Below are 23,635 nucleotides of genomic sequence, written 5' to 3'. Positions count from 1 at the left end.
GACAGGCTTCAGGTTTTGCCGCAAGACAGGCAGAGGGAAAACAACTGGCGCTGACTGGAAATGCCGAGTCGGTGGTAAGCCCGTTTCTGATACGTCACGACGCTGGACGGCTGGATGCCCATTGTCTCCGCAATCTCCAGTGCCGACTGACCTTCCAGCACGCCACGGAGGACATCCAATTCACGTTTGGAAAGTTGCGGGCAGAGCGTACGAACGCGCGCCAGCATCATTTGCGGAATGCCCATTTGATATTGGCCGCAGAGCGCATAGTGATGCTTTGCCGCCTGCGTAATCAAAGGGGCAAGTGCTTCAATGAAGGCGATTTCTCCGCGCAGAAAATTTCCCTGATCGCGATGCCGGTAGAGGTTGATGGACAGCCAGATGTTTTCTGCCGGTTGCACCAGCAGTGCCAGGCGGTCCGACACGTTCGGTTGCTGGTAGCAGGCGGCGCGATAGCCTTCGTGCTCAATATCGGTTTCTGTTTGCTGATGCAGCAGGATGGCGGATTCGGGCTGACGGAGATTGGCCGCCGAAAGTATCTGCTGATTTCCGTCCAGCGCATAGAACAGCCGGGTGTACGTATCGGCCACATCGCGTAAAAATCGCCCCCCGCGATAGTCCGCAACCGACACCGTTCTGGGGCGATTACCAAACTCATAGGCGAAGATGGTGCATTGAGAAACCGATATCTCGTCGCCCAAAATTTGCAATATTGCCGTGGCCAGTGAACCGGAATCCGCATTTCCGATCGCCGCGACCAGTCCTGTCACTCGGGAAAGATCCAGTTGTCCTGCCGGTGGTAGGGGGGCCAGACGCCAGTAGCGCATGTTTGATGGGGGGCGAAAGTTTTTTGGTGCTTGAGGATAGCATCGACAAGCCCGTTTTCAGTCGTAAGCCTTGAAAAGGGGATCGTCAGTTATTTTTACCTTGGATACGCTATTTCAAGCCCGGCACGCTGCAACAGCAATCGATTGCGTTCCGACAAATGCGTGACCTGCATGAGCGTCCCGATTTTTTTGTAACGCTTATGCAAACCTTCCAATGCGGCGATAGCGGAATGGTCGGCGAAATGCAGATAGCGGCAATCGAGTATCACGCGGGACGGATCATTTTGAGGATGGAACAGCGCCTGAAAGTGGGACGTGGAGGCAAAAAACAAGGTGCCATGCGGCGTGTAGGTGATTTCACCTTCCTGGCTGGTATCCGAGTCGGTACGAATGTCGTGGGCATGCTGCCAGGCGAAATTGAGTGCGGCAATCACGATACCGCAGAGTACGGCGATGGCCAGATCGGTCAGTACGGTGATGATAGTGACGGCAACGATCACCATGGCGTCGTGCCGCGGCACTTTGCCCAGTACCTTGAGAGACGACCAGGAAAAAGTTTCCAGCGCCACCACCAGCATCACCCCGACCAATGCCGCCAGCGGGATGCGCTCGATCAGCGGCGATAGAAACAAGACGAATAACAAAATCATGACCCCGCTGGTGATGCCCGAGAGGCGCGACCTGCCGCCGGAACTCAGGTTAATCATGGTTTGGCCAATCATGGCGCAACCGCCCATGCCGCCAAAAAATCCAGACATCACATTGGCCGCACCTAGCGCCAGACACTCCCGATTAGGCTGGCCTCTGGTTTCGGTGAGTTCATCGGTTAAATTGAAGGTCAACAGCGTTTCCAGCAAGCCGACCAGCGCCATCAGTACCGCATACGGCAGCACAATCCGCAGCGTTTCCAGACTGAAGGGAACCAGTGGAAGATGAAACGAGGGCAGATTGCCGGAAATATGCGCCATATCGCCCAAGGTGCGCGTCGGCAATTGCAGCAGCTGGCTGGCCAGAGCCACGCCGACAATCGCTAACAGCGCCGGCGGCACGGCCTTGGTCAGTCGCGGCAAAAAATAGACAATCAGCATGGTCACGGCGACAAGCAGGCACATGATCAGTAGCGGCATCCCTTGCAGCCATTGCACCCCCTGAGGCGTGGCTTGTTTGAATTGTTCCAGCTGCGCCATGGCAATGATGATCGCCAGCCCATTAACAAAACCGAGCATCACCGGGTGCGGCACCATGCGAATCAGTTTGCCCAGCTTTAATGCGCCGAATAGCAACATCAACAGACCGCTGAGGATGACGGTGGCGAGCAGATATTGCACCCCATGCTGCACCACCAGCGCCACGATGACGACGGCCATCGACCCCGCCGCGCCGGAAATCATGCCGGGACGTCCGCCAAACAAGGCGGTAACGGTGCAGATAATCATCGCGCCGTACAGTCCCATCAGCGGGTGAACATGCGCGACCAGCGCGAAAGCGATGCACTCAGGAACCAGGGCGAAGGAGGAAGTCAGGCCTGCCAGGAGGTTTTTTTGTCTATCGGGGAGAAGGTGTTTTTGACGCTGGACGTAACGTTGAAATGTGGAAAAGTGGTCAGTCAAAATGGCTTTCTACGGTATTGCCTGCTCAATTGAAGAGACGAGGAATGAATTGATTGACGGACTTACATTGAGACTGATTGCCCACTTGTCGCCGGAATGACATCCCGCTGCAGGTATCAGTGATACGCTCGACAAAAGCCCTGTTTTAAACAGAGGATACAGCGTTCATCAGGAGACCCCCGCACCATGACAGTTGATTACGAATCCGGCCTCGGCAAAAACACCGCCAATTTTGCCTCACTCAGCCCCATCGATTACCTTGCCCGCAGCGCGGAAGTGTATGGCGAGCGTCTGGCCATCGTGCATGGCAGTTTGCGGCAGAACTGGCGCGAGACGTATCTGCGCGCACGCAGACTGGCCAGTGCCTTGCGTCAACTTGGTGTGCAAAAGGGCGATACGGTCGCCGTCATGTTGCCCAATACGCCCGCGATGGTGGAGGCGCACTTTGGGGTGCCTATGTCGGGAGCGGTACTCAATGCCCTCAATATCCGGCTCGATCTGCATTCGCTCGCCTTCATGCTGCGTCATGGCGAGGCCCGCGTGTTGCTGGTCGACACTGAATTTGCCGAACTGGCCAAGCAACTGGCGCAACAGATTCCCGGCTTGTATATCGTTGCCGTCAACGATCTGCTTGGCCCGGACAACGCCGCGCCCTTCGGACAGACCGATTACGAAAGCCTGCTGGCCGGCGGCGATCCTGACTTTCAGTGGCAGGCGCCTGCCGATGAGTGGGAAGCTATCGCGCTCAATTACACCTCCGGCACCACCGGCGATCCGAAAGGTGTGGTGTATCACCATCGCGGTGCGGCATTGAATGCGGTATCGAATATTCTGGAATGGGATTTGCCCAAGCATGCGGTCTATTTGTGGACCTTGCCGATGTTCCATTGCAACGGCTGGTGTTTTCCCTGGACCATTGCGGCGCGCGCCGGAGTGAATGTCTGTCTGCGTAAATTCGAGCCCAAACTGGTGTTTGATCTGATGCGGGAACACCATGTCAGCCATTATTGCGCCGCGCCGATTGTGCATGCGGCGCTGGCGAATGCGCCGGCAAGCTGGCGTCAGGATTTGCCGGTGAAGGTGCGCGGCATGATTGCCGGTGCGCCGCCGCCGCCGGCCGTATTGTCCAAGATAGAAGCAATGGGCTTTGACCTGATCCATTCCTACGGTTTGACTGAAGTGTACGGACCGGCGGCGATTTGCGCGGAGCAAGAAGGGTGGGGCGGCTTATCGGAAGAGGCGCGCGCCACTAAAAAATCGCAGCAGGGCGTGCGTTATCACTTGCAGAGTGCGATTGCAGTGCTTAATCCCGAGACGATGACAGCGGTCAGTCCCGACGGCGAGGAAATCGGCGAGATCATGTTTCGCGGCAACATCTGCATGAAGGGCTATTTGAAAAACCCGAAAGCCACGCAAGAAGCGTTTGCCGGGGGCTGGTTCCATACCGGCGATCTGGGCGTGATGAGTGCGGACGGCTATATCAAGATCAAGGATCGTAGCAAGGACATCATTATTTCTGGCGGCGAAAACATTTCCAGCGTGGAAGTCGAAGATGCGCTGTACCGGCATCACGATGTGCTGGCGGTCGCCGTGGTTGCCCAGCCCGATGAAAAATGGGGAGAAACGCCATGCGCCTTCGTGGAGTTGAAGGAGGGCGCGACTATCTCGGAAGCAGAGCTGATCGCGTTTTGTCGGAATATCCTGCCGGGGTTCAAGACGCCTAAAGCGATTTACTTCGGGCCTTTGCCCAAAACCTCGACCGGCAAAATTCAGAAGTTCGAATTGCGCAAACGCATGCGCTCGAATTCAGCGATTGATCAGTAAGGCATGTTGGCAAAGAGCCACGACAGTGCGTGACTCTTTGCCGTTTTTTCTCTTATCGTCGCTCAGCCGCTCAATAAGCTGGTTTGCCAATCAGACGTTTGATGGTTTGCGTACGTTCAAGCCGTTCAGCGAGCCAGCCAAAAAGCACGCCGATAGCGGTCCACAGGATTACTTGCATGCCGATGGCGGCGATACGGAATTTCCATAGCAGCACCGCAGGAAATGCCTCTGGTACTTCATTCAGTTCCGGCAGCGAGAGTTGCACGGCGGCGATGACGGCAATGAATACGCCGCCGGCAATAATCGTTCCGTTCCATGCACCAGTTCTTGCGGCCGCATAGCGTCGCACTGTGAAGGCAAAGGCCGTGACGGCAATCGAAATGGCGATCATCAGAAAGTACAGGCCGGTGCGATACCTGATCGTATCCGGGTCGCCAATCGAGGGGGGATTGGCCGGATACTTCAAATAAGGCACCAGGGTAAGCGCTACGAAGGCGGCCAGAGCCAGCCATGCCGCCAGTGGCCGCGCCCCAAGTTTTCCGATACGGCCGTAGGCATAGGCAAACACCAGCGCAAACAAGCCACCGACAGCCGCTCCATAAACGACGACGCCCGTCAGCAAACCGATACCGGCTTGCGTCGAGCGGCTTACCAGTCCGTGTTCATGCTCATGCTCATGCACCTCACCGACCGCATGGGCATGCTCATGTGCGGCGGCTTTGTCTGCGTTGATTTTTTCCTCGAAAGAAATTGCCTGATCGACCTGCGGCTCGCCGAAGGTTTTGGCAAAACCGAAAGCGAGCAGGCCCGCCACGATGCCCGCGAGCATCCCGCGCAGCAGAAGTTTTCCTGTCATGTCGATCTCCCGGTCAGTGGCAAGGAAAGCCGAGGAGATGGCGGCCGTCGTGCATGAATTCATGCACATACATGCCGGAGATGAGCGAGGTCGCGCCTTGTTCGGCGCCGACGAAATACAGTGCGAGGAGCAGCAACAAGCTGCCGAAAATAACCCAGGGAAGTAATTCGCTTGCAGGAATAGCGACCGGCTCGGCGGCCGGATTGAAAACAGTTGCAGTCACGATGCAGATCTCCCGGGGTTGCGCGCCCCAATGATGGTTGGAAAGTCAGCGCGTGCAATCAATGTTGAGCGACACGCTGGGAAGGGCGAAGTGCAGGTCTGACTTTCGGTTCGAGAACGAATCGATTACAGTGGCGCGACCGCGCCGGATTTGCACCGGCTTCCACACTTCGGACCGGGCCATTATACGCATGCCGTTTTTATGCTGTTTCAGGAACCCTATCGTCAACCGGCGCTGACTGCTTCATCCATTGAAAGGACAACATGCAAACACGGCTGTTATTGATTAGTCATGCGGCGACGCCCGCGATGCGGAGCGGAAAATTTCCCGCGAATGACCGGCTTGACGAGAGAGGTATCGAAGATGCCGCCGCGTGGAGTGCGCGTATGCCGGTATTGGGCGCGCCCTTGATGCTGAGCAGCCCGGCAAGTTGCGCGCAAGAAACTGCCCGGCTACTGGTTTTGACGGCGCGTATTGAGCCGCAACTGGCGGACATGGATTATGGGCGCTGGCTGGGTAGACGCTTGGCGGATATCGCCGTCGATGAGCCGGATGCGCTGGCCGAATGGAGTCAAAATCCGCATGTGGCACCGCATGGTGGTGAATCGTTCAGTGCCGTAGTGAAACGCGTAGGAACGTGGATGGATGGGCTGGAGTCTGGGGATGAAGTCGTTGCCGTTACTCACGCCGCAGTGATCCGCGCGGCAATCATTCATGCCTTGCAAGTGCCACCGGCTGCATTTTTAAAAATTGAAATTGCACCACTGTCTTTAATCGAATTGCGGCGTTCTGCGCGAGGCTGGGCGTGGTGGCCGGGGAGGTCTGAATGAGCAAGGATGCAGAATTCGATGCAGGCAAGGAGAGGGTGGCTTGAGTTTGCTTGGGTTGAACATTCTTCAGACTCGCAGTTCATCGCAACATGCAATCGGGAAGGGGGCGCGGGCTTTATAATCCGGTCCCATGAAAATCTTATCCATAAAATCCCTGTTTGCCACCCTCACGATGGTCTTTGCCGCATCCGGCGCATTGGCCAAGGGCAATGAAGCACTCCTGTTCGATCCGCTTTCCGTCAGCGTTCCGCATCACTCATATCAAGACAATGACACTGAAACGGCGCGCACGGAGAGTGCGTTTTCACCCGAGGCGGGGAGCGAGGCTCTGGTGCTGCGGGTGATTGCCTCATCGGAGCGCAGCATTCGGCTGGCGGCTTATTCGTTTACCTCCCAGCCCGTCGTCAAAGCTTTACTCGACGCAAAAAAGCGCGGCGTGGATGTGCGCCTCGTCGTCGACGACAGGGGCAACAGAGGCCCGTCCAATATCGCGGCGATCAATATGATGGTGGAGGCGGAGATCCCCATCCGTACCATTTCCACCTACGCGATTCACCACGATAAATACATTATTTCCGATGAGCGTCATGTGCAGAATGGCAGTTTTAATTACAGTACGGCAGCCGCTCACTCGAATAGCGAAAACGTCATCGTCAACTGGAATAACCCGTCACTAGCCGCCGCCTTTCTGCTGCATTGGCAATCACGCTGGATGCAGGGCGAGGATGCTGTTGCGCGGCAATACGTGCATCCAGCCCGGCGCGCCCGCAGTTTTCCCTCGGGGACGCAGTATCCTCAGTGAGCGCCAGTGTGCGAAATAATAGTGAGATCACGCACTGCACATGCTTCACCAGTTTGGAGCAAAACGAGGAAAAATACGCCGTTTGCTCACTGAATCATTCATCTGACAAGCCATCAACCAACGAAAAGCAAGGGCGTCGTCCGCAACAACATGCGGATCAGTGATGCATTTTCCGTTTGAATCTACTTTTATGGTGGTATGGTGCCGTCACATCGAATTACCCTCCGAATTACTCCCCGAATTATTTCCCTTTAAACCTATAATTTTAAGAGACCGATGATGAAGAATCACCTGCTATTGCTGTTTGTCGCGCTGGGCTGCACCACGTCCACTGTTTCCTTTGCCCAGACCATCCCGGCTGATCGCACCTTGCTAGAGGCGGCGCAAACACGCAAGGATGCTTTCGTCAAAGACCTGAGCACCCTGGTCAATATCGACTCCGGCACCGACGATGCCAAGGGACTGATGCAAGTTGAATCGATTCTGGCCGAACGCCTGAAGGCCGTGGGTGCCAGTGTTCAGATCGTCGCCGCGCCACCGGCTGCCGGCAAGATGGTCATCGGCAAGCTGCAAGGCACAGGCACCAAGAACATCATGCTGATGATCCACTACGACACCGTGTTTGGCATTGGCGAAGCGTCCAAGCGGCCCTTCAAAATCGTCGGCAATAAGGCTTTCGGTCCGGGCGTGGCCGATGCCAAGGGTGGCGCCTTGCTGATTGTGTATGCGCTGGATATCGCGCGTGAACGCGGCTTCCGTAATTACAAAACCTTGACTGTGTTGTTTAACCCGGATGAAGAAAAAAGCTCGCTCGGTTCTCGCGACATGATTACCAAACTGTCGTCCGAGCAAGACTACGTGCTGGTGTTTGAACCGCCTGAAGCCGATGTGGTGACCGTCGCTACCAACGGCATCGCTTACGTGCATCTGGACGTCAAGGGCAGGGCATCCCACGCTGGCTCGGCACCGGAGGCAGGCCGCAATGCGGCGGTTGAATTATCCAATCAGATCATCCAGCTCAAGGACTTGGGCAATACGGCCAAAGGCACGACGGTCAATTGGACCGTGATCCAAGCCGGCGACCGCGTCAATATCATTCCTGAAAAAGCCAGCGCTACGGCCGACATGCGGATGTCCGACGTGAGCGAGTTGCAGCGCGTTCAGGTCGATGCCGACAAAATCGTCTTAAAGAAATTGATCCCCGAAACTGAAGTCAGCGTCAAAGTGGAAAACCGCCGTCCGCCGTTCAGTAAGAACGCCGGCAGCGATCAGCTGGCCGTCACCGCTGATAGCATCTACAAAGAACTGGGCAAGTCGATCACGCCGGTGTCCATGCGCTACGGTACCGACGCCGGCTTTGCCTACAACCCGAAGACAGGAAAACCGGTTGTGCTCGACGGCATGGGTATCGTCGGCGATCGTATCCATTCGTCGGATGAGTGGGCCGATCTCGACAGCCTTGTGCCGCGACTGTACCTGACGGTGCGTATGCTGGAATCGATGGGCAAAGCGAAATAACGGATGGGCGTAGCGCACTGAACTGCGCTACGCCAATTGAGTTTGTTGTTGAACATCTTTCCCGCTCGGTTCCTACTTTGCGCTGATAACCATTTTCAGGCGGGGTTACTTTAGTAATGCGCAAAAGAGTGCAGGAACAAATTATTGTAGAGACCGCAAGTTCCATTTGCACAAATGGACGTTTATCGTGGAAAATTACTTTTATTTAAAGAGTGACTTTACATAATACAAATTATAGGTAGTTTTATTGTTGGCCCCAAATGATAATGTCTGCTTTCCCCAAAATAGAAATGTCGTATTGCACTTTAAATCGGGATCTCGATCATGGCCGTGGCCAATGCGCATGCGCCAGCGTTCATAACCGTCTGTTGAGTAAGTTCCAGGGGCGTAATCGTGGTCTTTCCACCGGCTTATCACCGTAGCCGACTGAAGACCAACACAATCCACGAATCTCTTCGCTCTTCGTCTGGTAAACTCGAATGTAGCTGCTACTCAGAAACGCAGCGCCCCACCCGGGATCAAATTTGGTTCGGCACGGTGGGTCACCATATTGAATCGATATCTGCAAATTCAGGCCGGTAGCGCACGGCATATTCCCACGGCGCATTACATTCACACCGTGTTTTGCACAGGACTGATCTGTAGACGGTCCACCAGCAAGCTCGCCTGTCGCGAAATGAAACGCAGGTTATACCCGAGGAATTCCCATGAAATATTCTTTACCGCACGGCGCATTAACTGTGCTGGCCGCTGCCTTGGTCACTAATTTTGCTTTGAGTCTGGACGCCTGCGGCGCAATTAATGTAATTAACGCAAGTCCCGCGAACATCACAAAAACCGGTTTTCTATCTGCATCACGCGACGCCGCCCCAAAGGCGAACATCAATAGCCAAAGAATGAGCAATTTTGTGAAAGAGCTGGCTAGTCCCAAATATGCAGGCCGCTTGCCGGGCACACCGGGCGATAGCCTGTCGCTGGCGTTCATCGTCAACGAATTTAAAAACATAGGCTTGCTGCCCGCCCAGGCTGAGGGTTATTTGCAGCGTTTCAGCACGACCATCCTGGAGCCGGATGGCAAAAGTGACGACAACCCCGAGAATCCTCTCCATGGTGAACGCATGGCGACCAGCAACGTCATTGGCATCATCCCTGGCAACGACCGTATCTTGTCGAAAGAAGTCATCGTCATCAGTGCCCATCGTGACCATCTTGGCAGTACGCCAAACGGAATTCCCTATCCGGGGGCCAACGACGACTTGTCAGGACTTGCCGCAGTCATGGAACTGGCGCGCGCATTTGAACGGCAGAAGGTGGCCAAAAAACCCAATAAGCGAACCCTGATGTTTGTGGCGTATGGCGCAGAAGAACAGCGTGAAATGGGATCCATGTACCACGCCGACCATCCTCTGCCGGGTTTCCCGAATAAGAACATCGTGCTGATGATCTCCATCGATATGATCGGCCTCGGTTATGACAAGTGGAGCACCTTTACGCAAACCCAATTAAACCACTACGCCAAAACGTGGTTTGACGATTTTGACAGCGAAAGCAATGATGCCGATGACGGGTATTCACATGAATATCCGCCCGACAATAAAACCACTTTTTCCTACGACACCGGCCCCTTTGGCAAGCTAGGGATTAAAAATCGGGTATTTGGTCAGGCACAGGGAATTCCCACCTATCACCAAACTACCGATACCTGGGAGAGCGTGCATATCGGGCCAGCCGCCATCTTCACCCGCACTATTTTTGATTTTTTATGGAAAGTAGACCAAACCCCCAGGAAGCTTGTGGAACGGTAAGGATTTCTGCATCGACTCCTGCATCGATTTTTTTATTGATAGGGACTGCAAACAGGGACTGAAATCAAAGAGCAATCCGGATGCCAATCGCGACCGTAGTTCTGGAAATCCAGGGCGTCAAAAAACCGGCTCCCCCAGATTCAACATCAAGCGATTGGCCCAGGCAAAAATTGCCACCGAATGAATCAGGTCGAGGATTTCCTGCTCATTGAGCCCCACCTCTTTCAAGGCCACAATACTGGCCGCGCCGACCTCGCTAGGCGCATCGGTCAGCTCGGCTGAAAACCTGGCGATAGCCTGTTCCCTGGCATCGGTGCCAGCGGTGTAGGGATCATCAAACACCTGCTGCACCGTATCGTTACGCTTGGCCAGCTGCTCGAAGCGCTGGGCATGCACCGACGCGCAATACACGCAGCCGTTAATCCGCGAAACCACCAATGCACCCAGTTCACGCTCGGCACGCGGCATGCCGCCCGTCGCATACATGATGGCGTTGAACGCCGCCGAACGCTGACGCAGAATGTCCGGCTGATGCCCCAGAAACAGGTAATAGTCCGACACCTTGGCCTTGGGATGACTTTCCTCCAGCACCTTGATCTGATCCGGGCTGGCCTTATCCAGATCAATCACATCCAGCCAGGCTTGCCAGTCCAATACCTCATTGGTAAAACCATGCGACTTAATGATATTGCTCATCTTATTTTCTCCAGACTAATTATTTGCCAATTGCATCGCATGCAGACCGGCAAGAACCCGGACCTGATACGAAATGAAGGCGATCAGTTGTGACAGTGCCACCACGGCCGGGGTGCTGATGCCGGCAGCGGGCAAGGTCAGCAATGCCGCTTTATCGCCCTCGACCGGACGCTGCGTCAGCGCGCGGGTAAATAGCAGCATGGCACGCAGACGACCCTGCGGCAGTTGTTCCGGCTCGCCCGTTGCTGCGACCGCCAGTTGTGCTGGGTCAGCTTGTTCTGCACCAGCCGGAATTGCTTCCAGGCGACTGCGGTAATGCGCCGCAAGAACATGCGCACCGCTCAGACGGCAGGCGTACAAGGCCACCAGCAAACGCTCATCCAGCGCGATGTCTTCCAGCGCCGGATCGAATAGGGTGTCGTAACTGCCCTGCGTCGCCACCACGACTTTTTCGCGCAGATGGCGCAAAGCATGAAGACTGCTGTCGGCTTGCAGGCCGGTCAGCTGGTCGATGACATCGTTGCCGATGCGGTAATCCACTTGCGTCGTCATAGGGTTTCCTTATTTTTTCTTGAGAGGTCTTCTTTAACTGCTGCACTTCTACTGCCGTGCTTTTACTGCCGTTCTTTAACTGAGTGCTTTAACTGAGTGCTTCAACGGCGGCACTTCTACTGCAGTGCTTCTACTGCATGCCTCAGAAAATCCAGCGCATGTTGCCAGGAGTCGTGATCTGCGCCCGCATTGGCTGCCGGCTCACCGCCACTGGTGCTGATGCGTTTCGATACCGGATGGACGTAGGTAGTCTGGGTCGTTGGCACAAAGGGAAATAAAATCGAATGCCCCGCATCCTGATAGTCATGCCACTCGACCGGATACGGATGCGCGCCCTCCTCCAGCCGGTCTCTGACCATTTTTGAATACACGCTGGAGGGCCACGAGCCATCGTCCGTGGCCGACAACAGCAACACCGGTGCCTGAATTTTTTCAACCGGAATACGCGCCCGCGCTACCGCTTCCACGTCACTGAGCGCAGTAAGCATGGCCAGCGTATGGCGATGCGGCGGCGCACCCTCATCGAAGGGCGCCCAGCTGGCGTAACGATTGTTTTCCCACTGATGCGTCAGCGGCTGGCCATTGAGCAGCCAGGTCGGCCCGTTGCGACCAATTGCCGGGTCTGCTGCATTTTGTCCGCTATGCACCAGCGCGCTCGGCACATAGGCCAGCACCGCCGACACCCGCTCAGGAAAGGTCGCTCCCAGCAGCAGGACCAGTTCGCCGCCGCGCGACTGTCCGCTCAGCGCAACAAACCCGCCCAGCGGTTTGACCTTCTCCCGCAGCCAATCCAGCCCGGTACGGAAATATTCAAGCGGCGTGTTGGAAATGTAATCCGACAAGCCCGGCGCCTTGAAATACCCCAGCGCAAAAGCCGCGTAGCCATGCGACGCATACAGCGCCGCACGCGGCTCGTTGATGCCGCCGCCGGAACCATTGAGCACCATCACCGCCGGAAACGGCCCCCTGCCCTGCGGCAAAAATAATGTGCCGACCAGCCCCTGCTCGCGCACTTCTCTGCGCGTGACACCCCCGGCGCACAGACGCTGCACCATGCGGGTTTGCGCCTTGCCGCTGCCAGTTACGACAACGGTATCGACAACGGTATTGGTAACGGCATTAGCGGATAAGGACGTCAGCAGCGGCTCCGCCACATCCGCATGAAACAAGTCACGCGAACCTTCCCGCAGCGGTCGTTGCGACCAGATCAAGCCCATCGCAGAAACACCGGTGTAGTCGCCATCGACCGCCGCTGCCTGTGACAGATCGACGCAACCGGCGGCATCGGCCACAAAACACGCCCTGCTCCGCCACACATGGCCGCCACGCAGGGTCTCGCTGGCAAGCTCTACCCGTTCACCCGGCACAGCACCGGTAACAAGAATGCGGCGCGGCACGTCGATCAGCGCATCGACCGGCGTGACGCTGACCTCAAGCACGGACATGGCGACTCCCTTTTTTCAAGGCGGGCATGGCGATTATTTCTTGTCCTGCGTCACCATCATCGCGGTGGTGCGGTCGCTGCTGGCCGGGGTTACCTTCAGACCTTTTTTCGCCGCCCAGATATTTTGATAGTGATACAGCGGAATCACGCCGACATCGTCGGAAACGACTTTGGCCGCATCGCGCAGAATCGCCTCGCGCTTGGCTGCATCAAATTCAGCGGTGGAATCGGTCAGCGCCTTATCCACGGCGGGGTTGCTGTAGTGATTCCAGTTGGACGCGCCCAAGCCCTTCTTGGCATCCACCGTTGTCAGGACGTTGACCAGCGCATAACTGGCTTCGCCGGTGCCGTTGCCCCACGCCACCACGCTGACAGCAAACTCATTCTTGTTGGCGCGCGCCGAATAGGAGGCCCAAGGCAGCACTTCCACCTGGGTCTTGACACCGATGCGGGTCCAGAATTGCGCCACAGCCTGCATGGTTTCCGGTGCTTGCGGATAACGGTCGTTCGGCACATGGATCGTCAATTTGAAGCCCTGCGGGAAGCCGGCTTCAGTCAGCAGCTTCTTGGCCTGGGCCACATCGTTGGGGATGTTTTTAATGTCCGGGTTATAGCCGAAAGTATCGGCGGGCATCCACTGATTGGCTTCGGTCGCCGCGCCCTGCATGATGCGATCGACCAGCGCCTTGCGGTTGATTGCCAGCGACAAGGCCTTGCGCACACGCACGTCCAGCAAGGGGTTTTTGTCGAGCTGCTTGCCATTGTTGTCGGTAATAAACGGGCTAGGACCTTCATGGAAAGTCGGTTGCAGCAACAGCACGCGCAAGCCGTTGTACGGGAACACCTTGACGTTCGGCGATTTTTTCAGTCGCGCCAGATCGGATACCGACACCTTGTCGATCACATCAACATCGCCCGACAGCAAGGCAGCGGTACGGGCTGCAGCGTTATTGATATAGCGGTAATTGATCTTTTCCCAGATCTGCTTGCCGCCCCAGTAATCATTGTTACGCTCCATCACCACGCGGTCGCCCGGCGTGTAGGAAACGAATTTATAAGGACCCGTGCCGACGACGGCGACGCCGCTGTTGTAATTTTCAGTCGCTGATTTTTCGCCCACATGCTTGCTGACGATATGCACCGACGCCAGATTCAGCGGCAGGTCGGGATTAGCGATATTGGTCTTGATGATCAGTGTCAGCGGGTCTTTGGCCGTGACCGACTCGACCGTGCGCAGATAACCGGCGAAAGTCGCCAGACTGCCCGGCACATTGCGTGCGCGCTGATAGGAAAAGATGACGTCGTCGGCGGTGAATGGCTTGCCGTCCTGCCACTTGACGTTGGGGCGCAGCTTGAATTCCCAGGTCTTGGCATCGATATTTTTCCAGCTTGCCGCCAGACCCGGCTGCAATTTGTTGTAATTATTTTCCACCAGCAAATCCCAGAAATGCAGATCGACGGAACGGTCGCCGGCATGGTTATTGAGTTGCGGATCAAGCGACGACAAAGGATCGGCAAAGCCGATAGTGAGCGTTTGCGCTCCGGCAGAAGTTGCTACCAGCAACGCGGTAGCCAGCAGGCTGGAGAGGAGAGTTTTCTTCATGTTCGTCATCCTTGATGGTGGTGGATAAGGGTGGATAGGGGTGGATAGGGACAAGGTGGGTAAGGACAAGGTGGTCAATCAATACGGCTTGCAGCAATAGCTTATGGCGCATTCAAATGGCAGGCGCTCAGATGGCCCGGCGCTACTTCTTTTAATAGGGGAATTTCCTCTCGACAGCGCGGCATCGCATGCGGGCAACGCGGATGGAAATGACAACCCGTCGGCGGCTGCAAGGGACTGGGAATCTCGCCCTTGATCGCCGTAAACGATTTATTGCGCGCACTCAGACGTGGTATTTCCGCCAGCAAGGCTTGCGTATAGGGATGATTGGGGCGGGCAAACAGGTCGTCGACAGCGGCGCTTTCGACGATCCGTCCCAGATACATGATGACCACGCGGTCTGAGACATGCTCGACCACGCCGAGATCATGGCTGATGAACAGATAGGTCAAGCCCAGTTGCTCGCGCAGGTCGGAAAACAGATTCAGAATCTGTGCCTGAATCGACACATCAAGCGCCGCCACCGCCTCATCGCACACCAGCATCTGCGGCTGCACGGCGAGCGCGCGGGCGATGCCGATACGCTGCCGCTGTCCGCCGCTGAACTGATGCGGATAGCGATCGCGCAATTCCGGGTCCAGTCCGGCGCGCAGCAATTGCGCGCAGACGTAATCATCCAGGCCGGCCTTATCGACCATGCCGTGAATCAGCGCCGCCTCGCCGACAATCTCATTGACCCGCAAACGCGGATTCAGACTGGCGTAGGGATTCTGAAAAATCATCTGCACCTTGCGCCGCATCGCATGTTCCTGCCGCGCGCTCAGGCTGTTACGATCGACGCCATCGACCAGAACCTGTCCCGACGATGGCGGCAGCAAGCCGCTGACGATGCGCCCCAGTGTCGATTTGCCGCAGCCCGATTCTCCGACCAGTCCCACTACCTCACCCGGCATGACATGCAAATCCACCGCTTCAAGCGCCTGTGTCACCGCGGCCGGACGCATCCAGCCGTGTGCAACCAACTGACGCTCGAAGGGACGCGCCTTGCGCTCGCCAAACAATTTGCCGACCTGACGGACTTCCACCAGCGGAACGCATTTATCCATGACGAGGCTCCGCAATAGGTGTGGCAATGGGAATGACCGTCCCAGTCGGAACGGCAGGATGAAAACAGCGCACCAGATGACCCGGCACCGGTTCGCTGGTTTCTGGTCTTTCAAGGCAACGCTCGCTGACCCGCTCGCAACGCGCCGCGAAGGCGCAAGTCGGCGGCAGATGCAGCAGGTTGGGCGTAATGCCGGGAATCTGACGCAGCCGTTCGCCGCGCCGGTTATTGCCCGGCAAACTATCGATCAGGCCCTGCGTGTAAGGATGCAGGGGATGGTCGAGCACTTCGGCAACGCTGCCCTGCTCGACGATACGGCCCGAATACATCACCGCAATATCATCTGCCAGCCCCGCCACCACCGACAGATCGTGACTGATCCAGATCAGCGCCGTGCCATGCTGGCGCGCCAGCTTCTGCACTTCCGACAGGATTTGCGCCTGTATCGTCACATCCAGCGCCGTGGTTGGCTCGTCGGCAATAATCAGATCCGGTTTGTGCAGCATGGCAATTGCAATCGCCACCCGCTGCCGCATGCCGCCGGAAAGCTGATGCGGATAAGCCCGCAGCCGCTCTTGCGGACTGGCAATACCCATCATGCCCAGCGTATCGCGTGCCAGTTCGCGCGCCTGCTGGCGGCTGACCTGGCTGTGCGCGAGTACGGCGTCGATCATTTGCGCTTCAACCCGCAGCACGGGATTGAGCGCCATCATCGGGTCCTGAAAAATCATGGCGATGCGATTGCCTTGCAAATGACGCAAGGCCGGTTTGTTTAAGCTGACCAGATCGCGTCCCTGGAACAGGATTTGTCCGCCCACAATGCGACCCGGCGCATCCAGCAGACCCAGAATGGAAAATCCGGTCACGGTCTTGCCTGAGCCCGATTCCCCGACCAGCCCCAAAATGCGGCCGCGTTCCAGCCGCAACGAGACGTCATCGACCGCGGGCAACACGCCATCAGGTGTAAAGAAATGCGTGCGCAGATTGCGCACTTCCAGTGTCGGCACAGTCATTTTTGCCACCTCGGATTCATTACATCGCGCAGGCGGTCGCCCACCAGATTGATCGCCACGATCACGACCAGCAACGCAATGCCGGGATAGAAGCTGATCCAGTACTCACCCGAGAGCATGTATTGATAGCCGTTGGCAATCAGCAGTCCCAGCGACGGCTCGGTAATCGGCACGCCCAGGCCGAGAAAACTCAGCGTGGCTTCCAGCGTGATGGCGCGGGCGATTTGCAGCGTGCCAATCACGATCAGCGGTGGCAGGCAATTCGGCAAAATGTGACGCACCATGATGCTCCAGCCGGACACGCCCAGTCCGCGGGCAGCTTCGACATATTCTTTCTGCCGCTCGACCAGCGCCTGAGCGCGCGCGGTGCGGGCGTAATAGGCCCATTCCAGCACAACCAATGTTGCCATCACATTGAAAATACCCTTGCCCAGATACGCCAGAATCAGCATCGATACCAGAATGGAGGGGAAGGACAGCACCAGATCGGCCATGCGCATCAGCAGCGCTTCGACCTTGCCGCCGACATAAGCCGCCAGCAAACCGACCAGCGTACCGATCACGCCGGCCAGCAAGGCCGAACCGACGCCGATGCCGACGCTGATGCGCAAGCCATACAGGATGGCCGAATACAAATCGCGCCCCTGCCCGTCCGATCCCAGCCAGTAGGTGTAGCTGCCGAGGCCATTGACGGTGCCCGGCGGCAAGCGCGCATCGAGCACATCCAGCTGCATCAGGTCATACGGATTTTGCGGCGTCAGCCAGGGCGCGGCGACGGCCGCCGCCATTAGCAGCACCGCGATGGCGAGTCCGAACAGGGCGCTTCTGGAGGCCAGAAAACTGCGGGCCACGCGCCGCCACGGCGATTCGCGGCGCGGCGCTTCGTAGGCCGATAATTCGGCGATTCGGGCGCGGACTTCCTGCTGGGTCATGGGTTTCCGTGTCACAGGCTGCTGCATCATGGGTTGATGCACCGAAGTGCCTGGCGGAGGTATCTCCTGAGTGGGCCGGGTCATGCCTTGATCTCCACCCGCACACGCGGGTCCAGTAGTTTGTAGAGTACATCGACGACCAGATTGATCGTGACGAACAGGCAGACAATCACCATCATATAGGCGACGATCACGGGGCGATCCAGCGAGTTGATGCTATCGAGGATCAGTTTGCCCGCGCCGGGCCAGGCGAAAATGCTTTCGGTGACGACCGCAAAGGCAATCGTCGAACCGAATTCCAGTCCCAGGATGGTCACCAGCGGAATCAGGGTATTGCGCAAGACGTACATCAGCACCACGCGCAAGGGCGTGAGCCCTTTGGCGCGGGCAAATTTGACGAAATCCATGGGCAGCACTTCGCTCACATTGGCGCGTGTCAGCCGGATGACCAATGAGATTTTGAAGAGCGATAAATTCAGCGCCGGCAGAATCAGATGGCGCAAACCGTCGGCCGTCAGAAACGACCACTGCGCGCCGAACAAACTGGCGGTTTCGCCGCGCCCGCCTGAGGGCAACCAGCCCAGCGAGACGCTAAAGGCCATGATCAGCATCAGCCCTATCCAGAAGGTCGGCAGAGAAAAACCGAGAATGCTGACTGTCATCACCATGCGCGAAAACGGATGATCCGGAAATAATCCCGCCAGCAAACCGAGCGGGATACCGACCACCACGGCCAGCAACAGCGCGGCGAAGGCCAGTTCCAGCGTGGCCGGCAGGCGCTGAAAAATCAGTTTGATGGCCGGCTCGTTATACACAAAGCTGTTGCCCAGATTGCCGTGCAGCGCGCCGTTGAGAAAACTGAGGTACTGCCGCCAGATCGGCTGATCGAAGCCCATTTCATGGATGATGCGCACGCGGTCGATCTGATCGACGTCTTGCCCTATCAGGGTATCGATAGGATTACCTATCATGTGCAGCCCGAAAAAGACGATCACCGTCATCAGCAGCAGCACCGCCAGCGCCTGCAATACGCTACGCAGAATGGCTGCGCTCACCGGCGCTCCGCTTCCGTCGGCGCAGATGGCAGCCACTCGTCGCCGACCAGCTCAGGCTCTTCGTAGGCCTGAATCGTGCGGTAATGCGCGGCGATGTCCTCGCCATACAGTAAGGAAGCCAAGCCTTGCGCCAGACGTTGCGCGCCATCGGTGATGGAGGGGATGTCGCCGGACACGCTGCCGTGCGTCAGTGCCGCCGGATAGCAGAAGCAATGGACGCGCTCCAGTCCCGGCAGGCTGTCGGGCTGTTTAGGCTGAAATTCGAATACCGGACCGAGATCGGGTGAATCGGATAATTCGGCATCTTCTTCGCCCGGCGGCGGCGTATAGCGATCACTCCAGTTGCGGATGTGCGGGGCGATGACGGCAAACTCGGAACGTATCGTCCAGTCGATGCGGAAGCCGGTGGAGAAAATCAGAAAATCGAAATCGAACACGCCGCGCGGCGTTGTCACGCGCAAGCCCTCCTCGTTGCCCTCGGCATGGAGATCGATCGCATCGATAGGCGCGCCGAAAATAAAACGCACATTAGGGAACTTCGATACCCGCTGCACGCTGCCGCTGGGCGGTGGCGTCTGCTGGATATTGATGTAGTGGCGGATGCGCCATTTCCAGTCATCCGGCAAATGCAGATGGCCGTTGGTCAACCCCGGGCTTCCAGCGCCCTTACCCTTGTTGATGCGCGGCAGATCGGCGCGACGGATCAGCAAATCGACACGCGCAGCACCCGCCTCCAACGCAGTAGCGGCGCTGTCCATTGAGGACGCGCCCGCGCCGATCACGCCGACGCGCTTGCCGGCCAGCTGGCGGTAGTCCATGTCGTCGGAGGAATGCGCCCACTTTTCAGACGGAAGGTCCTCCACCAATGGCGGCAGATACGCGCCGCCCAGACCGTCGCGGCCGGTCGCCAGCACGACCCGACGCGCCAGCACTATCGATTTGCCTTCCGGCGCAGACAGATGCAAGGCGACCACGCCGTCGGCACGCGGCACAATGCTTTCGACGCGATGCGCGTTGCGGATATCGAGCGACATGACGCGGCGATACCAGCGCAGGTAATCCATCCATTGCAGGCGTGGAATTTTGTCCAGCGCTTCCCAGCCCTCCAGCCCGAATTGCGCTTCGTGCCAGGCGCGGAAGGTCAGCGTGGAAAAACCCAAGGCCGGGCCAGTGAGTTTTTTCGGCGAGCGCAGGGTTTCCATACGCGCCGTGGTGGCCCAAGGGCCTTCGAAACCTTCCGGCGACTGATCGAAAATGACGGCATTGATGCCGAGATGAATCAGCGATACCGCTGCCGCCATGCCCGCCTGCCCGCCACCGATGATGGCGACTTCCAGCACGGCCTGACCGTCCACCGTCATTGGCGGCACCCAGGATTTGGCCGGCAATTCCAGCCACGCCAGATCTTGTCGCAGGCGGGCTTCCAGTGCATCGAGTCCGGCTTTGGCCGAAGGAGAATTCAACTTGTTTGGCATCGCTATCGCTTCGTTCAAGGTGGAGGGTGTGTGGCTGGCAGAGCCAGGTCAGGCGCGCCTGCTGAGGCACTTAGACGCATGGATACGCGCATGTACGCCTATAGCAAATTATCGTGTTCATCAGGGCCGCGCTTGACGAAGCCATGCAGGATGTTTCTGGCGGCGGTTTCGACTGCGGCAATGAGGGCCTGTGTCACGCCGTCCACCGGTTTGCCGTAGGGGGTGACCACGCCAAAATAGAAGGGAATATTGACCTCCAGCGGGCGCACCACCAGTCCTTCTATGGGCATGCCCAGCGCCGTCATCGGCTCCACCAGCGCTACGCCCAGTCCGGCGTGCGCGGCCATGATGGCGTTGAGGGAGGTATTGGTTTCAATGGCTACCGGCAGCGGTTTGTCCTGCGCGAGCGCCATGTCGATGCGCTGGCGCAGCCGGTAGCGATTGGACATGGTGATGATGCGCTGATCGCGCAAGGCTTCGACCGTCACCACCTCGGCTTGCGCCAGCGGACTGTCGGCGCGCAGCACCACCACGCAAGGGGCCTGCCCTATCCAGTGCAGATCGAGGCCGCGATGCGCCACCGGCAAACTGGTCAGACCGAGACTGACCGTACGATGCAGCACCGCATGCACTATCTGTTCGGCCGAAGCACTGCGCAGATGGATGCGTTCCGGCAAGCCGTGCTGTTCCAGGAGTTTCAGTGCGGCCGGGGCGATGGTGGTGGCCAGTGCAGGAGTCGCCATTAAATGTAGCGGCTGCATTTCGTCACGGCCGATCTCGTGGGCGCGTTCGAGGATAGTTTTCAAGCCAACCAGCGAGCGCTCGACTTCTTCGTAAAGCAGGAAGGCCCTGTCGGTCGGCGTCACGCGCGGGCCGTTACGGTCGAACAGGGCGTAACCCAGTTCGCTTTCCAACTCCTGGATCGCTTTGCTGATCGCCGGCTGCGACCGGCCCAGGCTACGCCCGGCTCCGGTGACGCTGCCTATCGTCATGACGGCCGAAAAAGCTTCCAGTTGGTTTGAGTCCATACACTTGAGTCCATGCACTTAAGATTTATACGATTTTTGAATTATAGGCGTATATTTATTCCAATTACGTATAATCATTTCGCATAAGTTAATATGAAAAATACCGATAAAAGCCGCGTCGCTTAGTGAAAATACCTAATTTCACGAACATTGGCGAGCAGATCAGTATTTTTTAATTGCAAAAATCAGATAACAAAATCAATTTACATTCGTTTTTAAAATATCAAGTTGAGCGTACAGTAAGTTGTCAATGTCTTTTGGATTCGTCACCATGAATGCTTCATCTGCCTGTAACACCTCCATCGCTACCAACCATGCCGACACCGACAACAAGGCGGCGCTGCACTTCCCCATCTATCTGGACTATTCCGCCACTACGCCGGTCGATCCGTCGGTGGCGGCCAAGATGTGCGCTTATCTGACCGAGAAATTCGGTAATCCGGCCAGTAGTTCGCACTCGTTTGGCTGGGAAGCGCGGGCGGCGGTAGAGAAAGCCCGCAAACAAGTTGCCGGGCTGGTCGGGGCGCAGACGGCAGAGATTGTCTGGACTTCAGGCGCTACCGAATCGAATAATCTGGCGCTCAAGGGCGCGGCCCATGTCTTGCGGGAGCGCGGCCGGGGCAAACATCTGGTCACGGTCAGCACCGAACATAAGGCGGTACTGGACACCATGCATACGCTGGAGCGCGACGGTTTCGAGGTCACTTACCTGCAACCGGGCTCCGACGGCCTGATTACGACCGCGCAATTCACTGCGGCCTTGCGACCTGACACCCTCCTCGCCTCGGTGATGATGGTCAACAATGAAATCGGCGTCATCCAGCCGATTGCCGAACTGGGCGAAATTTGCGCCGGGCGCGGTATTGTTTTTCACGTCGATGCGGTGCAAGCCGCCGGGAAAATTCCCATTGACCTGCGCCGTCTGAAAGTGGATCTGATGTCCTTCAGCGCGCATAAGGTCTATGGTCCAAAAGGCATAGGCGCGCTATTCGTTCGTCACAATCCGGATTTGACGCTGGAAGCGCAAATCGACGGCGGCGGTCATGAAAACGGTATGCGCTCAGGCACGCTGGCGACGCACCAGATTGTCGGCATGGGTGAGGCCTTCGCGCTTGCGGCGCTGTTGCAAGAGGAAGAAAGCGCGCGTATCCGGCTGCTGCACGAGCGTTTGTGGGAAGGCTTGCGGGTATTGCCCGGCGTGCTGCTGAATGGCTCGGCGGAACAACGTATTCCAAACAATCTGAATCTGAGTTTCGATCTGGTGGGCGAGGTCTCGGTCGCCGGGCAGTTGCTCGATATTGCGGTATCGGCCGGTTCGGCCTGCAATTCGGCCAATGCCGCGCCCTCTTATGTGCTGTCGGCGCTGGGCCGGTCGGACGCGCTGGCGCGCAACGCCATTCGCATTTCCCTTGGCCGCTACACGACGATGGAAGAAATCGACTACACCGTCGCAACTTTGCGTCAGTTGCTGCAGAGCCAGCCAATAGCGGCGTAAACGCGGCGGATTCAGCGGCGGCGCAAATCAATCTCGTGGCGGTGCCGCGCATTGTATTGAACTATCGTATTGAACTATCGGCTGCGCTGAGCTGGCTTGCCTCGTTGATTATCATCACCATGCGAAGGAAAAATGACGCAACGCGGTTATTTTTCCTTCCGCTGCCAGCGCCCCCCTCCACCTTGATCCCAGCTGCAAATCCACCAGCGTCCAGGTGGAAGCAAGGGCGTCCATTACGTTCAATTTTTCATCGGCATCCTCCAAAGGCGCATCCAGCGTCAGGCTGCTCATGTCATGCCGCAAACCTGCGCCCGTCGCTTTGAGCAGCGCCTCTTTGCGCGTCCATAACTGGTAAAAAGCGGCACCCCGTTCAGGGTTGTCGAGAGCAGAAAGCATCGCCCTCTCCGTCCCGGACATCACGACCTTGATCAATTCTTCCTGGTCGCTCAATGTCTGAATCGCTTCCAGATCAATGCCGATGGCGCGGTCCCAGCCGATGGCGATGAGTACACCGTCGGCGGAGTGCGTCAGATTGAATGCCAGTTTGCTGTCGGGAAGAAAGGGCTTCCGATAGATGGAATAAGCCAGATCGATGCGCGCCTCACCTGTGCCAAGATAGCGCCCGATCAGCGAACGCAGCATGGCGTGCGCCAGCACATAGGTATCGCGATTTTGCGCGGTGAGAAAGCGCTTTGCCCGCTCTGCTTCGGCATCGGAAAGCAAATGATGACAATGCGAAAACTGTTCGCTTGCGGTAGTGGCTCTCCAGACATGGACGTCGCCAGACTGAATCTCGCTCAATAGGGATGGCCAGGACCAGTTGTCGAGGGGCTGCGCGCTGCAATTCAAGGTTCTGACCCTGTGGCGAAACGCGAGCGTAGCCGATTAACATGGTCCGTCATGGTTCCGGACGGTCGCATGGGTATCCTTTTTATTGAGGAC

General features: G+C 57.3%; 21 protein-coding genes and 1 riboswitch. Of the genes, 6 read left to right on the top strand and 15 right to left on the bottom strand.

Features of this window, described 5'->3' with window-relative positions; all coding sequences use genetic code 11:
* Positions 1–8 precede the first annotated feature (8 nt).
* Together RGU70_RS11640 and RGU70_RS11635 are read right to left on the bottom strand one after the other, a co-directional pair.
* Positions 9–827 (bottom strand): helix-turn-helix transcriptional regulator, encoded by an 819-nt coding sequence (locus tag RGU70_RS11640; protein WP_322209558.1) that lies wholly within the window; start codon positions 825–827, stop codon positions 9–11.
* 95 nt (positions 828–922) lie between these two features.
* Positions 923–2,359 (bottom strand): SulP family inorganic anion transporter, encoded by a 1,437-nt coding sequence (locus tag RGU70_RS11635; protein WP_322210789.1) that lies wholly within the window; start codon positions 2,357–2,359, stop codon positions 923–925.
* Between the two features lie 264 nt (positions 2,360–2,623).
* On the opposite strand from RGU70_RS11635, the gene RGU70_RS11630 reads away from it, so the two are divergent.
* Positions 2,624–4,261 carry an acyl-CoA synthetase gene (locus RGU70_RS11630; protein ID WP_322209557.1) on the top strand — a complete coding sequence of 546 codons (1,638 nt, stop codon included), beginning with the start codon at positions 2,624–2,626 and terminating at the stop codon, positions 4,259–4,261.
* 70 nt (positions 4,262–4,331) lie between these two features.
* On the opposite strand, the gene RGU70_RS11625 is transcribed toward RGU70_RS11630, so the two are convergent.
* A complete protein-coding gene (locus tag RGU70_RS11625; protein ID WP_322209556.1) occupies positions 4,332–5,117 on the bottom strand; it encodes a CbtA family protein in 786 nt (261 codons plus the stop codon).
* Positions 5,118–5,130: 13 nt separating this feature from the next.
* A complete protein-coding gene (locus tag RGU70_RS11620; RefSeq protein ID WP_322209555.1) occupies positions 5,131–5,340 on the bottom strand; it encodes a CbtB domain-containing protein in 210 nt (69 codons plus the stop codon).
* An 86-nt stretch (positions 5,341–5,426) separates the two neighbouring features.
* Positions 5,427–5,512: riboswitch (adenosylcobalamin (AdoCbl) riboswitch) on the bottom strand.
* Positions 5,513–5,603: 91 nt separating this feature from the next.
* On the opposite strand from RGU70_RS11620, the gene RGU70_RS11615 reads away from it, so the two are divergent.
* The 4 genes from RGU70_RS11615 to RGU70_RS11600 all read left to right on the top strand — a co-directional run bounded on the left by RGU70_RS11615 (position 5,604) and on the right by RGU70_RS11600 (position 10,295).
* A complete protein-coding gene (locus RGU70_RS11615; RefSeq protein WP_322209554.1) occupies positions 5,604–6,170 on the top strand; it encodes a histidine phosphatase family protein in 567 nt (188 codons plus the stop codon).
* Between the two features lie 130 nt (positions 6,171–6,300).
* Positions 6,301–6,972, top strand: coding sequence for a phospholipase D family protein (locus RGU70_RS11610; protein ID WP_322209553.1), 672 nt, complete (start codon positions 6,301–6,303; stop codon positions 6,970–6,972).
* A gap of 276 nt (positions 6,973–7,248) precedes the next feature.
* Positions 7,249–8,490, top strand: a complete 1,242-nt coding sequence (locus tag RGU70_RS11605) for a glutamate carboxypeptidase (RefSeq protein ID WP_322209552.1) — start codon at positions 7,249–7,251, stop codon at positions 8,488–8,490.
* A gap of 740 nt (positions 8,491–9,230) precedes the next feature.
* Positions 9,231–10,295: a M28 family metallopeptidase gene (locus RGU70_RS11600; RefSeq protein WP_322209551.1), complete on the top strand. Its 1,065-nt coding sequence runs from the start codon at positions 9,231–9,233 to the stop codon at positions 10,293–10,295.
* A gap of 117 nt (positions 10,296–10,412) precedes the next feature.
* On the opposite strand, the gene RGU70_RS11595 is transcribed toward RGU70_RS11600, so the two are convergent.
* From RGU70_RS11595 to RGU70_RS11550, 10 genes are all read right to left on the bottom strand, one after another.
* Complete coding sequence (locus tag RGU70_RS11595) at positions 10,413–10,991, bottom strand: peroxidase-related enzyme (RefSeq protein WP_322209550.1); 579 nt, start codon at positions 10,989–10,991, stop codon at positions 10,413–10,415.
* Between the two features lie 15 nt (positions 10,992–11,006).
* Positions 11,007–11,543, bottom strand: a complete 537-nt coding sequence (locus RGU70_RS11590) for a CMD domain protein (protein ID WP_322209549.1) — start codon at positions 11,541–11,543, stop codon at positions 11,007–11,009.
* Positions 11,544–11,659: 116 nt separating this feature from the next.
* Positions 11,660–12,988: an acyl-CoA thioesterase/bile acid-CoA:amino acid N-acyltransferase family protein gene (locus tag RGU70_RS11585; protein ID WP_322209548.1), complete on the bottom strand. Its 1,329-nt coding sequence runs from the start codon at positions 12,986–12,988 to the stop codon at positions 11,660–11,662.
* Between the two features lie 33 nt (positions 12,989–13,021).
* Positions 13,022–14,590: an ABC transporter substrate-binding protein gene (locus RGU70_RS11580; RefSeq protein WP_322209547.1), complete on the bottom strand. Its 1,569-nt coding sequence runs from the start codon at positions 14,588–14,590 to the stop codon at positions 13,022–13,024.
* A gap of 101 nt (positions 14,591–14,691) precedes the next feature.
* A complete protein-coding gene (locus RGU70_RS11575; RefSeq protein ID WP_322209546.1) occupies positions 14,692–15,696 on the bottom strand; it encodes an oligopeptide/dipeptide ABC transporter ATP-binding protein in 1,005 nt (334 codons plus the stop codon).
* Entirely contained in the window at positions 15,689–16,708 is a 1,020-nt protein-coding gene (locus RGU70_RS11570; RefSeq protein ID WP_322210788.1) for an ABC transporter ATP-binding protein, read from the bottom strand. Before RGU70_RS11570 ends, RGU70_RS11575 begins: the two co-directional genes overlap by 8 nt.
* Positions 16,705–17,640 (bottom strand): ABC transporter permease, encoded by a 936-nt coding sequence (locus RGU70_RS11565; RefSeq protein WP_322209545.1) that lies wholly within the window; start codon positions 17,638–17,640, stop codon positions 16,705–16,707. Before RGU70_RS11565 ends, RGU70_RS11570 begins: the two co-directional genes overlap by 4 nt.
* Before the next feature lie 80 nt (positions 17,641–17,720).
* On the bottom strand, positions 17,721–18,695 hold the full coding sequence (locus RGU70_RS11560) for an ABC transporter permease (protein WP_322209544.1): 975 nt from the start codon (positions 18,693–18,695) through the stop codon (positions 17,721–17,723).
* Positions 18,692–20,170 carry an NAD(P)/FAD-dependent oxidoreductase gene (locus RGU70_RS11555; RefSeq protein ID WP_322209543.1) on the bottom strand — a complete coding sequence of 493 codons (1,479 nt, stop codon included), beginning with the start codon at positions 20,168–20,170 and terminating at the stop codon, positions 18,692–18,694. Before RGU70_RS11555 ends, RGU70_RS11560 begins: the two co-directional genes overlap by 4 nt.
* A 98-nt stretch (positions 20,171–20,268) precedes the next feature.
* A complete protein-coding gene (locus RGU70_RS11550; protein ID WP_322209542.1) occupies positions 20,269–21,198 on the bottom strand; it encodes a LysR family transcriptional regulator in 930 nt (309 codons plus the stop codon).
* Between the two features lie 271 nt (positions 21,199–21,469).
* Here RGU70_RS11550 and RGU70_RS11545 point away from each other — a divergent pair, with 271 nt between their 5' ends.
* A complete protein-coding gene (locus tag RGU70_RS11545; RefSeq protein ID WP_322209541.1) occupies positions 21,470–22,693 on the top strand; it encodes an IscS subfamily cysteine desulfurase in 1,224 nt (407 codons plus the stop codon).
* Between the two features lie 114 nt (positions 22,694–22,807).
* Here the strand turns inward: RGU70_RS11545 and RGU70_RS11540 are convergent, their stop codons facing one another.
* Positions 22,808–23,494, bottom strand: a complete 687-nt coding sequence (locus tag RGU70_RS11540; RefSeq protein ID WP_322209540.1) for a 4'-phosphopantetheinyl transferase family protein — start codon at positions 23,492–23,494, stop codon at positions 22,808–22,810.
* Positions 23,495–23,635 lie beyond the last annotated feature (141 nt).

The sequence above is a fragment of the Herbaspirillum sp. RTI4 genome (genome assembly GCF_034313965.1).
Lineage (GTDB): Bacteria > Pseudomonadota > Gammaproteobacteria > Burkholderiales > Burkholderiaceae_D > Herbaspirillum.
Note: the sequence above shows the minus strand (reverse complement) of the source record. Positions and strands in the feature narration are given on the sequence as shown.